General features: G+C 35.7%; 13 protein-coding genes and 2 tRNA genes. 9 read left to right on the forward strand and 6 right to left on the reverse strand.

Translation table 11 applies throughout. The features are described 5' to 3' along the window. Nucleotides 1-4: 4 nt before the first annotated feature. The 3 genes from ACLHG9_RS03670 to ACLHG9_RS03680 all read left to right on the forward strand — a co-directional run bounded on the left by ACLHG9_RS03670 (nt 5) and on the right by ACLHG9_RS03680 (nt 2736). The gene (locus tag ACLHG9_RS03670; protein ID WP_410220172.1) at nt 5-670 is read left to right on the forward strand and encodes a response regulator; all 666 of its coding nucleotides are present in this window, start codon (nt 5-7) and stop codon (nt 668-670) included. A gap of 486 nt (nt 671-1156) precedes the next feature. Then, a complete protein-coding gene (locus tag ACLHG9_RS03675; RefSeq protein ID WP_410220173.1) occupies nt 1157-1735 on the forward strand; it encodes a hypothetical protein in 579 nt (192 codons plus the stop codon). Nucleotides 1736-1737: 2 nt separating this feature from the next. Next, a complete protein-coding gene (locus tag ACLHG9_RS03680) occupies nt 1738-2736 on the forward strand; it encodes a DUF4407 domain-containing protein (RefSeq protein WP_410220174.1) in 999 nt (332 codons plus the stop codon). A gap of 173 nt (nt 2737-2909) precedes the next feature. Here ACLHG9_RS03680 and ACLHG9_RS03685 read toward each other — a convergent pair. Both ACLHG9_RS03685 and ACLHG9_RS03690 read right to left on the reverse strand, forming a co-directional pair. Beyond that, nucleotides 2910-2983 (reverse strand) — tRNA-Asn (locus tag ACLHG9_RS03685). Between the two features lie 76 nt (nt 2984-3059). Beyond that, a tRNA-Asn gene (locus ACLHG9_RS03690) sits at nt 3060-3133 on the reverse strand. A gap of 143 nt (nt 3134-3276) precedes the next feature. On the opposite strand from ACLHG9_RS03690, the gene ACLHG9_RS03695 reads away from it, so the two are divergent. Together ACLHG9_RS03695 and ACLHG9_RS03700 are read left to right on the forward strand one after the other, a co-directional pair. Beyond that, nucleotides 3277-4200 carry a PfkB family carbohydrate kinase gene (locus ACLHG9_RS03695; protein WP_410220175.1) on the forward strand — a complete coding sequence of 308 codons (924 nt, stop codon included), beginning with the start codon at nt 3277-3279 and terminating at the stop codon, nt 4198-4200. Between the two features lie 152 nt (nt 4201-4352). After that, nucleotides 4353-5102 (forward strand): AAA family ATPase, encoded by a 750-nt coding sequence (locus ACLHG9_RS03700; protein WP_410220176.1) that lies wholly within the window; start codon nt 4353-4355, stop codon nt 5100-5102. Between the two features lie 34 nt (nt 5103-5136). Here the strand turns inward: ACLHG9_RS03700 and ACLHG9_RS03705 are convergent, their stop codons facing one another. The 4 genes from ACLHG9_RS03705 to murB all read right to left on the reverse strand — a co-directional run bounded on the left by ACLHG9_RS03705 (nt 5137) and on the right by murB (nt 7854). Then, nucleotides 5137-5373, reverse strand: a complete 237-nt coding sequence (locus tag ACLHG9_RS03705; RefSeq protein WP_410220177.1) for a cytochrome b5 domain-containing protein — start codon at nt 5371-5373, stop codon at nt 5137-5139. Further along, nucleotides 5374-6048 carry a lycopene cyclase domain-containing protein gene (locus ACLHG9_RS03710; protein WP_410220178.1) on the reverse strand — a complete coding sequence of 225 codons (675 nt, stop codon included), beginning with the start codon at nt 6046-6048 and terminating at the stop codon, nt 5374-5376. 132 nt (nt 6049-6180) lie between these two features. Continuing rightward, entirely contained in the window at nt 6181-6699 is a 519-nt protein-coding gene (locus ACLHG9_RS03715) for an RNA polymerase sigma factor (RefSeq protein WP_410220179.1), read from the reverse strand. 138 nt (nt 6700-6837) lie between these two features. Then, nucleotides 6838-7854 carry a UDP-N-acetylmuramate dehydrogenase gene (gene murB / locus ACLHG9_RS03720; RefSeq protein WP_410220399.1) on the reverse strand — a complete coding sequence of 339 codons (1017 nt, stop codon included), beginning with the start codon at nt 7852-7854 and terminating at the stop codon, nt 6838-6840. Nucleotides 7855-8110: 256 nt separating this feature from the next. Between murB and ACLHG9_RS03725 the strand changes: the two genes are divergently transcribed. The 4 genes from ACLHG9_RS03725 (at nt 8111) to ACLHG9_RS03740 (ending at nt 14436) form a co-directional block, all read left to right on the forward strand. Then, nucleotides 8111-8740, forward strand: coding sequence for a TetR/AcrR family transcriptional regulator (locus ACLHG9_RS03725; protein ID WP_410220180.1), 630 nt, complete (start codon nt 8111-8113; stop codon nt 8738-8740). 11 nt (nt 8741-8751) lie between these two features. After that, nucleotides 8752-10080 (forward strand): TolC family protein, encoded by a 1329-nt coding sequence (locus tag ACLHG9_RS03730; RefSeq protein WP_410220181.1) that lies wholly within the window; start codon nt 8752-8754, stop codon nt 10078-10080. Between the two features lie 31 nt (nt 10081-10111). Next, nucleotides 10112-11176 carry an efflux RND transporter periplasmic adaptor subunit gene (locus ACLHG9_RS03735; protein ID WP_410220182.1) on the forward strand — a complete coding sequence of 355 codons (1065 nt, stop codon included), beginning with the start codon at nt 10112-10114 and terminating at the stop codon, nt 11174-11176. A 95-nt stretch (nt 11177-11271) separates the two neighbouring features. After that, entirely contained in the window at nt 11272-14436 is a 3165-nt protein-coding gene (locus ACLHG9_RS03740; protein WP_410220183.1) for an efflux RND transporter permease subunit, read from the forward strand. Nucleotides 14437-14449: the final 13 nt, after the last annotated feature.

A 14449-nucleotide genomic window follows, 5' to 3' on the forward strand; every position in this document is an offset into this window, starting at 1 on the left:
GATTATGTTTGAAAAAGTACTCGTTGCAGAAGACCATCAGATGAACAGCAGAGCTGTTGCCAAGACGGTTCTAGATTTACAGATACCTGTTTGCCACTATGTCTATTACTGTGATGATGGCTTAACAAGAATCAAAAAAGAACTGGAAACCAATGAGCCTTATGAATTATTGATTACGGATATTTCTTTTGTTGAAGATCATCGCATGCAAAAATTAAAAAGTGGTTTAGATCTTATTCAAGAGGCCAGAAAAGTTTGCCCACAACTCAAAGTCATTATTTTTTCAGTAGAAGACCGTCCTGCTCTAATACAATCTTACTTTAAAGATTTAAAAATCAATGGCTTTGTACATAAAGGGCGTCTTGATGCCTATGAATTAGAACAAGCTGTTAAAGCCGTTGCTAAAGGACAAAGCTATATATCTCCAACAATTAACGAAAAAATCAGGCCAAGCAATAGTCATAAATTCACTTCTTACGATCTTACTATTTTATCTCTACTGGCTGAAGGTGCGCTGCTTAAAGAAATCCCAAAAAAGCTTGAAGAAATGAACATCACGCCAAGTGGCATGAGCACTATGGAAAAGCGTTTAAATCACATCAAAACAGTGCTTAATTTTAAAAAAAATGAACAGCTGATAGCCTTTTGTAAGGATATGGGGATCATTTAATAACTCTACTATAGAATTTCCTTTCCTATTGAATCTAATTACTGATTAAGTTAGTAAAACACCTCCTTTTTAACTTTTTCAAGGATACGGTTTTCCGTATAAAACGCTTATACATACGCTTTAGTTTTGGTAAAAAGCAAGACTTAATGTATTACCGTTATAAAAGTGCAGAAAAGGCGACAAAGCAAAAGCCATCAATGGAGGTAGAAAAAGACCTCAAGCACGGCAGCTATGGGGGACTTCTATTTGACAAACGTTGGCAAGTTAGAAGATCACAAATTCTCGCTAAAGATCATCATCGCTGCGTTGTATGTCAGTCTATTAACGAACTACAGGTTCACCATAGACAATATCATTATTACCGATCCATGCAAAAATTCAAATCACCTTGGGATTATCCAGATAAATTATTGATTACCCTATGTGAAAATTGTCATCGCAGAGGGCATTCTAAATTTAAAGTACCAATTATATATATCTAAAAGTATGTGGAAATTTTTTAAAAACAACAGTAATTCAGACAGTATCCAAACAGGGCCAATTTTTGACGGAGCTGCAGCTCCTAGGCTCGAACCTACAATGGATATACCTGAAGCAACCTTTATTGAAAAAGAAGAGCCTTTAAATGAAACTGAAGTGGCTCGTAAACAAAAAATTGAAAATAACATAGAGCAATTGTTCGATTTTTTGGATAAAAATCATGAAGCAAAAGGTTATGAAGACGCTTTGATGAACCCTGACATCAGTCATCTTGAACAAAATATAACAGCTTTGAGAAATCAGTTAGAGCGAGTTATCAGAAGAGTAAAAACCTTCTATGAGGATTTTATAAGAGAAATTGATTTTCACATAGAAACACGTTCACGTAATGGCATGGTTGACATTGTAGATGAATTAAAAATGAAAAAATCAATAGCACAAAATCACATGGATAAAGTTCTTGATATAGAGCGTGATGCCATCAACCAAAAAGGTGATAGCGAAGGTATAATTATTAGTTATACCCGTGGATTTAAAAATGGACTTTCTGCTATTTCCCATCATTCAATTCTTAAACGATTTTAAATATGAGAAGATTTCAAAGATGGTGGATTAAGTTCGGTTGCTTTTTAACTGGACATGATTTCTTCCTACTCTCAAGTTGCAGCGAGGTTGCAATAAGAAAAGTTAAGAAATATACAGCGGCCTTAATTATTATCAGTATTATTTGGGCATTTGTTGGATATTCTTTTTGTAGTCGATACATAAAGTTAGATCCTTATGAAAGCATTTTAGGTGCGCTGGTTGCCTGTTTAGTTGTCATACAAATCGAACGACAAATTTTAATGGTTGATAAATCTAACAAGTGGACAGCATGGATGAGAGCTGGAATTGCTTTACTAATGGCTATAATTGGGTCCCTCGTTGTAGATCAGATTATTTTTAAAGACGATGTTGAAAAAGCAAAGATGGAAAGCAACCAAAGAAAAGTAAATAAACTTTTACCCTTAAGATCTGCCCAACTTAGTTCACAACTCAAAGAGATAGATTCAATAATTAATTTAAAGGAGAATCAACGAGAAATTTTACTTAAAGAAATCAATGATAAACCTCTAATAAGCTTTGTTGAAACATCTGTTAGTAAAACACCAATAGTATCAAATTCTAATGACTCGGTAAAAACTAAATCGAATCGGCTCACATTTGCCAATACTAAAACAATTAATAAACGTTCTATTTCAAATCCTAAAATTGCTCAATTACAACCTTTAGATGCCCAAATAGAATCTTTAAGAAAAGAGAAAGCAAAAAAGGATGCTACCTTACTTACGCTTCAATCAGTTTTAGAAAAAGAAGTTGGTGAAAAAGTAGGTTTTTTAGATGAACTAACCTTATTAATTGAAATTTTATCTAATTCAATTATAGCAACAGCTGTTTATTGTATTTGGTTCTTACTTTTTTTGTTTTTGGAACTGTTAATTCTAGTCAGTAAACGTAATGACATTGATTCTGATTATGAACAGGCCATTCAACATCAAATGGCACTTCATAATAAAAAGATTCAACTATTAATGAGCCAAAAATAAAAATCTAAGAAAAACGACTAAAACAACCATTTTAGATTGATTACTATTTTTTATAGTATACCTGAACAATATTAAATTCAGAATGTATCAAGTTTTTCATTCGATGGCCAAAACCTCCAGAATCAAATACACAGAATATAAAAAAAGCCTCACATAGTTTGTGAGGCTTTTTGCTCCCGAAGCTGGGCTCGAACCAGCGACCCTCTGATTAACAGTCAGATGCTCTAACCAGCTGAGCTATTCGGGAATTTCTTCCTAATGGAAAATATCTGGTTTATCAATCTTTCAAATAAAAAGCCTCACATAGTTTGTAAGGCTTTAAGCTCCCGAAGCTGGGCTCGAACCAGCGACCCTCTGATTAACAGTCAGATGCTCTAACCGGCTGAGCTATTCGGGAGTACCGGTTTTGCTAAAACGCACTCAAATGTTCTTTATTGTTTGAACACCCTTGTTCGTTTTGGGAATGCAATATTAGGGCTTTTAAATTATTTATGCAATATTTGTAGCGAAAAAAAAATTAAAATTTATAAAACTTAACGTATGAGCCTGATAATCATAGGTACAGTAGCTTTTGATGCCATTGAAACGCCTTTTGGCAAAACCGATAAAATAGTAGGGGGAGCAGCAACATTTGCCAGTTTAGCCGCTTCGTACCTATATGATAAAACAAAAATTGTTGCTGTTGTGGGCGATGATTTCAAAAAAGAAGACATCCAGACTTTAAACAACAGAGGTATTGATACCGAAGGCCTCCAAATAAAAGAAGGAGAAAAATCTTTCTTCTGGAGCGGAAAATATCATAATGACATGAACAGCCGCGATACTTTAATTACCGAATTAAATGTATTGGAAAATTTTGATCCAGTTATTCCTGATAGCTACCAGGATTGTGAGTATTTGATGTTGGGCAATCTTACGCCCCAAATTCAGCAGACCGTAATTAAAAGGTTAAAAAACCGTCCGAAGCTAATCGTATTAGACACCATGAATTTCTGGATGGATATTATGATGGGTGATTTACTAGATACCTTGAAAATGATCGACGTATTAACCATTAATGATTCTGAGGCCCGTCAATTATCAGGAGAGTATTCTTTGGTTAAAGCAGCAAACAAAATTTTAACCATGGGGCCTAAGTACCTTATCATTAAAAAAGGAGAACATGGTGCGCTTCTTTTCCATGAAGATAAAATCTTCTCTGCACCAGCTTTACCTTTAGCAGATGTATTTGATCCTACTGGAGCAGGCGACACTTTTGCTGGTGGATTTATTGGTTACTTAGCTAAAGTAGGAACCATCAATTTCAACAATATGAAAAATGCATTGATCTATGGGTCTGCTTTAGCATCTTTCTGCGTAGAAAAATTTGGAACAGAACGTTTAAAAGAACTTACTCAAGAAGAAATCAACAACAGAATACAACAATTTGTTGCATTAAGCAGCTTTGAGATTATTCAGGATTAAATTTTGAAACGCAGTTATACTGCATCTATAAGAAGATAGTCCCGTTTTACGCTATGCCTATGGTACCGCTACAACTGGGGCTATTTTTGAAAGTACCCCACAAAAACTACCTTTTCCCTTTCTCCATACAAAAGGTATTGCTATTTTTAAACATGCCTTTTTTAAGTAATATCAATTGTTCTGTACCCCCACACTCATCCTATCCTTTCAATCTACCTGCCTTTCAAGGTGGAATCCAGCTATATTTAACAAACAATGTTACTTTTTTCGTTGGAGAAAATGGCTCCGGTAAATCAACTTTATTAGAAGCTATTGCTCAAAAAATAGGTTTCAATCTGAGGGGCGGCAACAGAAATCACAATTTAGATGCTGGCATTAATTTTCAAGATTACGAAAGCCCGTTAACCCATGCGCTACATTTCTCTTGGACTCCCCGTAAAATAAACAATGGCTTTTTTATGCGAGCAGAAAGTTTTTTCAATTTTGCTGATTATATAGATGAAATTGCCAAAGAAGAGATAAACCCAGAAAAATTTTACCAAGCCTATGGGGGTAAGTCGCTACACCATCAATCACATGGCGAGTCTTTTTTAGCACTATTTAAACATCAATTTCAAGCAGGCATTTATATTCTCGATGAACCTGAAGCCGCATTATCTCCATCTCGAATTCTAAGCTTTATGAGTATCATAAACCGTTTAGAAAATAGTGGAAAAGCACAATTTATTATTGCTACACACTCCCCCATCTTACTTTGCTATCCTAATGCAACCATTTTCAATTTTGAAGATAGTGGCATTAAAAAAGTGAGTTATGCAGAAACCGAGAGTTATATATTAACCAAAAGTTTTCTCGGACAACCAGACATGTACTTAAGGCATCTTTTTAATGAAAATCCATAATCATTCAAAGTTCTTCCCTTTCAGCTCTCAATTCTTACACTAAAGTCCCAACATTCTCAAACTTTTCAAATACTGCCTCTGTATGCGGCGCATCAGCCAGTTCTTCAGTAAGATCCTGCCCTGCCCAATGCTCATAATGTTTACCATTTCTCCACAATCGACTTTCAGTAACATCATATATCTTTCCCTTATAAGCAATCCATATCTGAGGTTTATCCTGTCCGTTTCTTAAGGCCAATTGCTGTTTTGTATAATGTGGCAAATTATCCATTCAATTCTTTTTTTGCTTTACAGCCTCATAAGTATAGATACAGAGTAAGAATATAGCAAAAAACAGCACAGCATTTTCCGTTACCCCGCCAAATGTAGCGACTTTAAGCGCATCGGTATAAGGGTATATTACAATGTGCAATGCCTTTAATAAACCAAACACTATAATAACGGGCACCAACATCAGTAAAAAGCTTCTGTAAAATCTATACATAAACCTCAACTTGCCCACATATTCAACCAGAAACAAAATAAGCAGCATTAAACTGAATGCAATTAAGGTAAAAGAGAACTTATGACCAAAAAAAATAAAAGCCACACATACGCCCAACAATAAATTACTAAGTGCCAGACTGTATTTTTGTAAGTTATTGTTGCTAAATTTTTGATTAACATAGCTGTAAACCATAGCACCACTAAAACATAAAGCAAAATTTAACAGGTAATGCTCTACAGGAACATGCGAGACAAATATCTTAAGCAGGTACTGATCTTCGTAAACCCAGATACCTGCTGAAGCAAAAAATACCGTAAGTAAGCTATAAGGTACAAATGCAGTTGCAGATGCCCATATAATGGGTTTCAACAATTTTTTTAAGGTAATTTTTTTATCGGCCAAAAATAAAACTGGAAATATTAAAGCAGCCAGACCAATAAAGAGGAAATAAAACTTCATGAATAGCAATATTATCAGCCCAAAAATAAAACTTTAATGCTGATTGCTATGATTAAAAATAAAGAAAGCGCTCAAACAGTGAAAATAGCTCTAATCTGTTTAAACGCTTTATAATATTAAGAGTTAAAAATATTACTGTTGCATTTCTGTAGCATAGGTTTTCAGGTATTTTTTTAAAATGCCTCTTGCTACATGGATACGGGTTTTAACTGTTCCTATAGGAATATTTAGTTCATCAGCGATTTCATGATATTTAAAACCTTCAAAATATTTCACAAACGGCACTTGATACTCTGGTTGTAAGGTAGCCAAGGCTTTATGAATATCCCCTAAAACAAATTTCCTTTCTGCTGTATTTTTTGCGGCGCTGTAATAAAGATTAGCAGATGATATATCATCGCTTTGTGTAATAATGGCGTTGGTTTTAATCGTGCGTCTGTAATTGTTAATAAACGTATTACGCATTATAGTAAAAAGCCATCCTTTCAAATTGGTACCTTCTTTAAATTTATTATAATAGGTTACCGCTTTTAGCAGAGTGTCTTGCACTAAATCATTAGCGTCTTCAATATCTTTTGTAAAATTCAAGGCAAATGACTGCAGAGAGCCTGAATATTCATTCAACTGGTTGTTAAACTGTACTTGTGTCATAGTGTAGGGTTTAGAATTAGAAAAAGACAGAATACTAAGTAAATAGTGTACTGTATTAGTTATCTAAAACCTAACAACTATGATACCAAAAGTTAAAAACCAAGTGAAATTATTGCTTGCTGCGCTTTAGCTAAGTATTTAAAACACATTTACTTCACGTTCTAAACATACGCCAAATTTAGTGTACACTTCTGTGATGATTTTTTCCGAAAAATTATACACTTCCTGTCCTGTAGCATTTCCGTGGTTTACCAAAACTAAAGCCTGGTTTTTCCATGTTCCTGTATGGCCATCTCTTATACCCTTAAATCCACACTGTTCAATCAGCCATCCTGCTGCAATTTTAACCTGATTATCAGGCATATCAAAATGCACCACATCCGGAAAATTAACCATAAGTTGATTAAATTGTGTTTTGGAAATCACAGGGTTTTTAAAAAAACTACCTGCATTGCCTATGGTTGTAGGGTCAGGCAATTTACTTACCCTAATTTTAGCCACAGCTTTTGAAACATCTGCTATGGTAGGTTTTGTAATTTCCTGTGCTTCTAATTCTGCATTAATAGCACCATAATGGGTTTTTAAATGAGCTTCGGTACTTAAATTAAACGTTACAGCCGTAACAATATATTTATTCTTATATTCATTTTTAAACACACTATCTCGATACCCAAATTTGCAGTCTTCGTAGGTAAAAGTCAGAAACTGGCCAGTTGCTATTTCAAAAACCCTACATTGCTTAAAAACATCTTTAAGCTCTACACCATAAGCCCCTATATTTTGTATAGGCGATGCTCCTACTGTGCCCGGAATTAAAGTAAGGTTTTCCAGACCTGCAAAATTGTTCGTTACACAAAACATTACCAGATCATTCCATACCACTCCGGCTCCGGCGGTAAGCTCAATTGCATTACCATTAAGTATATAAGATATACCCCCTATAGCCATTTTAACCACAAGTCCATTAAAGTCTTGCGTAAACAGCATATTGCTCCCTCCGCCTAAAATTAAAAGCTTTTCTTCTTTTGCTTCCCTGCTCATGAACAGTTCTTCCAGATCCTGTTCATTTTTAATTTCGGCAAAGTATCTGGCTTTAACATCAATACCAAAGGTATTGTAAGGCTTCAATGATATATCTTGTTTTATTAGCATAATAAAGTGAAAATACAAAAGTATAAAATACAGCCCTACTAATTTTAAACCTTTCTGCTTTTTACAACATTTTTTAATGTCGTTTACCTGTTATTTCCGGCATTTCGCCGATAGTAGTTAAAAGAGTATCATTATTTTAATTCCCTTTGCAAAAAGAATAAAAAATATAAACACTAAGATGACAAAATTTCAAACAAGGAAACTCTGGAATTAAAAAAAGTTTCCTTAGTTTTGCGCCCGGTTTATTTAGGAGATAAGTTTGGATATTAAAGCACATATTATTAAAGAAGCGGATGGATTGTTTTGCCAGTTTGGTTTTAAAAGTGTTACCATGGATGATATTGCTAAACACTTAGGAATTTCAAAAAAAACAATTTATCAGCATTTTAAAGATAAAGATGAATTGGTTAATACCTTGATCACAGAAAAGATTGCAAATCATAAATGTGAGATACAGCATCAGATCAATAATTCTGCTAATGCTGTTGAAGAGGTTCTTTTTACTTTACAGAATGTAGATAGTATGCTTTCTACCATGAACCAGAAATTATTTTATGATTTACAGAAATATCATACCAAGGCATGGCTGATCTTTAAAGAGTTTAAGCAGCATCATATTAGCGAATCTGTATATAGCAATTTACAAAGGGGTATTCATGAAGGGCTTTACAGAGAAGGATTAAATATTGATATTATTGCACAATTACGCCTAGATCAGATAGATATAATTTTTGGACCGCATGAGAGATATACTAAAAACAGATATAACCTTGCAAATGTTATCATAGAAATAACCAAACATTTTTTGCACGGTATTTGTAACGAGAAAGGACTCGCTTTAATCAAAGAGTACGAAAAAATAACAAACAAAAACTACACTCATAATTAATTAACAATAAGATGCTTAAAAATAAGATAGCGAAAATTACCTGTCTTTTGATTTTAGCGGGATGGCTTCCGCAATTTGCAAAAGCACAGCAAACCCTTACGCTTAAAGACGCCCTTAATTACGCTCTGGATAACAATTTCAACATTAAAAAGGCACTTTTAGATATAGATAAAGGAAAATATAAAACTGAAGAAGTAAGAGCTCAGGCACTTCCACAAATTTCTGGAAACACTGGTTTAACCTACAACCCTATTATCGGACAGATTGTGTTTGGTAATCAAGCCATTAAATTAGGAAAAACCTGGAATTCACAAGCAGGCGTTCAACTTCAGCAACAATTGTTTAATCAACAGGTTTTTACCGGTCTGCAGGCCGCAAGATCCAGTGAAGCTTATTACGCATTAAACTCCCAGTTAACCCAAGAGCAGGTAATAGAACAGGTAGCCAACAACTATTATCAAATTTTGGTAAACCGTTTACAGCTTAATGTTATTGATACCAATATCAAAAACGTAAAAGTTGTTGAAAAAATCATCAACAACCAGTACAATAACGGTTTAGCGAGAAAAATTGACGTAGATCGCATAAGTGTAAACTTAACCAATCTTAATACCAGCAGAACGGAGATTTTAAATGCAATTACGTTGCTTGAAAACCAGTTAAAATTATCTATGGGTATGCCTGTGGCAACTCCTATTTCATTGCCTGAAAAAGAGCTTACAGAAGTAACTGCCTTACCAGTTTTACCAGACACATTGAATCTTGCCAATCGTACAGAATTTAAATTGTTAGATGTGCAGAAACGCTTGCTAACCTTACAACGCAAAGCTTATGTGGCTGAGTATTACCCAAGTCTGGCTTTATCTGCTAACTATACTTACGCCAGTCAGTCTGATAGTTTCGACTTTCTGAGAAGCAGCAAAGATGCCATTGGTTTTGGATCATCTGCCATAGGGGTTACCTTACATGTACCTATTTTTAACGGCTTCTTAACCAGATCAAAAGTTCGTCAGGCTGATATAGATCTTAAGCAGGCAGACGAAGACATCGTTTTAACTAAAAACTCGTTGAACTTTGCTTATGAAAATGCAAAAATTCAATTGAGAAACAGCATCAACACCATTAAATCTCAAAAGAAAAATGCGGAATTAGCTAAAGAAATCTACACAAGCACCCAAAACAACTACAACAATGGACTGGCTTCTTTAACTGATCTTTTAGATACTGAAAATGCTTTAACACAAGCTCAAAACAGCTACACGCAAGCATTATTAAATTATAAAATAGCAGAAATACAATTAATTAAAGCTAAAGGCGACATCAGAACCTTGGCACAATAAATCAAATACAGAAGAAATAACATCAGATAAAATGAAAAGAGCAATAACCATTATTCTCGTAGTAATTGTAGTATTGGCTGCAATTGGCTATGTATTGAACAACAATAAAAAGAAAGCACAGGAAACCACTGATTTTATTGCCAAAGGCAGTGGTGCAATTGCCGTAAAAGTAGCTAATGTTGAACGTAAAGAGATTAATTTGGACTTTACTGCAAACGGAACTTTTGCTCCAAACCAAGAATTGAATTTTAGTGCTGAAAACTCCGGTCGCGTAACCAAAATATTTGTAGAGGAAGGCAGTCGCGTAAGCAAAGGAACAGTTTTAGCCAGAATTGATGCTGAAATTTTAAACACAGACAGAGAAACTGCAGAAGCTACTTATCAAAATGCAGTGAAAGACCTAGCTCGTTATGAAAGCTCTTTCAAAACTGGTGGTGTAACTCAACAACAATTAGATCAGGCCAGACTTGCCGCAGAAAATGCCAAACTACGCCTGCAACAACAACAACGTAAATTAAGCGACGCCAATATCCGTTCATCTATCAACGGTGTTGTAAACAAGAAAATGATTGAAGTAGGAGCAGTAGTATCTCCTGGTACACCATTATTTGAACTGGTTGATGTTTCTAAATTGAAATTGAAAGTAAATGTTAACGAAGGTCAAGTGGCTAACTTGAAAATTGGTGATGCCGTTCAAATTCAATCTTCAGTTTTCCCTAACGAAAGTTTTTCAGGCAAAGTAACTTTTATTGCAGCAAAAGCTGATCAAACTTTAAACTTTCCTATCGAAGTTGAGGTAACCAATAATGTTAAAAATAGCTTAAGAGCAGGTATGTATGGCACAGCTTTATTCAAATTCCCTAAACAAGCCCCAGCAATTTTGGTTCCGCGTACTTCTTTTGTAGGCAGTGTGAGCAGTAACGAGGTTTATGTACTAAACACCTCTAAAAACGTAGCTGAGCTACGTAAAGTAGTTTCAGGTCGTATTTTAGGAGAGTCTGTAGAAATTTTAGATGGCCTAAAAGAAGGAGAAACTGTAATTATAAGCGGCCAGATTAACCTAACTGAAGGTGCTCCTGTTACTGTAATTAAGTAAGAAAGTTAAAACGAAAAGCTTAAGCAAAGGCAGAATGCTAAAACTAGCAAATGCCAAACGCTAATGGCGCTATGCCAAACCCAATCCAAAAAAAGATGAAAATTACTGATATATCAATAAAAAGACCTTCGCTGGTAATTGTGGTATTTACCGCACTCACCCTGTTAGGTTTATTGAGTTATTTCTCGCTAGGATATGAGCTTTTACCTAAGTTCTCTCCAAACGTAGTATCTATCTCCACTATTTATCCCGGTGCTTCGCCAAATGAGGTAGAAAGTACCGTTACCAAAAAAATTGAAGATGCAGTTTCTTCGATGGAAAACATCAAGAAAATTAACGCAAACTCTTACGAAAGCTTATCGGTAGTAATTATTACCCTTAACGAAAACGCACAAATAGATGTTGCTTTAAATGATGCACAAAGAAAAGTAAATGCTATTTTGGCCACCTTGCCAGATGATGTGAAACAACCTTCGTTGAGTAAATTCTCTTTAGACGATTTCCCTGTGATCACCATGTCTGCGTCTGCTAAAATGGACGATATTTCGTTCTACGATTTGATGGATAAGCGTATTGCACCTATCATTTCCCGTGTATCTGGTGTAGCACAGGTAAACTTAATTGGTGGCTCTGAACGTGAAATTAAAGTCGCTTTAGATGCAAAAGCCATGCAAGGATATGGCTTATCTGTACCTGCGGTACAACAGGCCATTTTAGCTTCTAACTTAGATTTCCCTACAGGTAGCGTAAAAACCAAAGCGCAAGACATTTTAGTCCGTTTATCAGGCAAATATGCTAACGTAGAAGAGATGCGTAATCTGGTAGTAAGTACCAGCAAAGATGGTGCACAGGTGCGTTTGAGAGATATTGCCGATGTTCAGGATACACAAAAAGAAACCGAAAAAATTGCCCGTATCAATAGAGCCAATTCTATCGCTTTACAAATCATTAAACAGAGTGATGCCAATGCGGTAACCGTAAGTGAAGGCACTAAAGCGATCGTTGAAAAGCTTAAAAATGATTACAAAGACATCAATTTAGATATCAAGATTGTAAATGACAGTTCGGTTTATACCTTGCAATCTGCCGATGCAGTAATCCACGATTTAATGCTGGCGGTTGTATTGGTAGCTGTGGTAATGCTTTTCTTCTTACATAGCTTGCGTAACGCTGTAATTGTAATGATTTCTATCCCTGCATCGTTAATCGCTACGTTTATTGGTATCTCGCTATTTGGGTACACCTTAAACCTGATGTCTTTACTGGGTTTATCTCTGGTAGTAGGTATCCTGGTGGATGATGCAATTGTGGTTCTGGAAAACATCCAGCGCCACATGGAGATGGGCAAAAACAAAGTACGTGCTGCAACTGATGCTACCCGTGAAATTGGTTTCACCGTAGTTTCCATTACTTTCGTAATTGTGGTGGTATTCTTTCCTATTGCGGTAAGTACCGGTATGGTAGCCAACATTTTACGCCAATTCTGTGTAGTGGTAATTATCTCTACCCTATTATCTTTGGTAGCATCTTTTACCATTGTACCGCTAATTTTCTCTCGTTTTGGTAAATTAGAACGTATTGAAGGTAAAAGCTTCTTTGGTAAGTTCATTCTTTGGTTCGAAAAACAATTACATAGATTTACGCAGTGGGTAACAAGAGTGCTCGAGTGGACCCTTAAACACAAAGCCATCACATTAATTACCATGGTGGTATTATTCCTTTCTTCTTGTGGTTTATTGGGAGCGGGCTACATTGGTTTTGAGTTTTTCCCTAAATCTGATAAAGGTGAGTTCTTATTACAAATAGAATTGCCTAAAGATGCTTCTTTAGAACAAACTAACCTCTATACCCAAAAAGCTGAAAACTATTTAAGCACTAAAAAAGAAGTTGTTCAGATGATCACTACCGTTGGACAATCGAGTGAAGGCATGGGTGGTACTACAGCTACCGCTTATAAATCTGAGATTAACGTAAAATTGGTAGACAAACCAGAGCGCAACAATGTATCTTCTGATATCATCTCTACTACCTATACCCGTGATTTACAAAAAATATTGGTAGGTGCTAAAATTAAAACGGTTCCTATCGGTATTTTAGGTACAGCAGATAATGCGCCTATTCAGTTGGTTGTAATGGGTTCAGAGTTAGACACAGTTTTAGCATTTGCTCAAAAAGCAGAAAAAGTATTGGCGAAAATTCCGGGAGCTACACAAACTAAACTTTCAGTAGAAAAAGGAACGCCAGAGATCAACGTTAAGGTAGACCGTGATAAAATGGCAGCCTTAGGATTAAACTTATCTACTGTAGGTACCACCATGCAAACTGCTTTTGCCGGCAACACAGACGGTAAATTCCGCCAGGGAGAGTACGAGTATGATATCAATATTCAATATCAGGATTTTGACCGTAAGGACATTGATGATGTCCGTAATCTGATATTTGTAAATGCTGCTGGCCAACAGATTAAGCTTTCGCAATTTGCTGAAATCAAAGAAGGCTCCGGACCAAGTTTATTAGAACGTTTGAATAAATCTACTTCGGTTACCGTACAATCGCAAACCGTGGGCAGACCTACAGGTTCGGTGGTGGCAGATTTCCAAAAAGAACTAGATAAAATGCAAAAACCTGCAGGTATTAGCTTCTTCTGGTCTGGCGATCAGGAAAACCAAAGTGAAGGTTTTGGTACTTTGGGTATTGCCTTATTAGCCGCAATTATCTTGGTTTACCTTATTATGGTGGCACTATATGATAGCTTTGTTTATCCTTTTGTGGTAATGTTCTCTTTACCACTGGCTTTAATTGGAGCTTTACTAGCACTGGCATTAACCAATAATGCTTTAGGTATCTTTACTATCTTAGGTTTTATCATGCTAATGGGTCTGGTAGCCAAGAATGCGATCATTCTGGTTGACTTTACCAACCACATGAAAGCACAGGGTAAATCTACCCACGAAGCGTTAATTTTAGCAAACCATGCCCGTTTACGTCCGATTTTAATGACCACCATTGCTATGGTTATTGGTATGTTGCCTATTGCATTAGCCAGTGGTGCAGGTGCCGACTGGAAAAATGGTTTGGCCTGGGTAATTATCGGAGGTTTAACGAGTTCGCTCTTCTTAACTCTGGTGGTTGTACCGGTGATGTATCAGATTTTTGATAACCTGTTACACAAGTTCGGTTTCGATAAGAAAGGCAAAACCATTGAGGAATTAATGGTTGAGCCTTATGACCATAAAGATGTAAACGAATGGGAACATTAATTAACTAACACAT

This window comes from Pedobacter sp. (genome assembly GCF_046462515.1).
Lineage (GTDB): Bacteria > Bacteroidota > Bacteroidia > Sphingobacteriales > Sphingobacteriaceae > Pedobacter.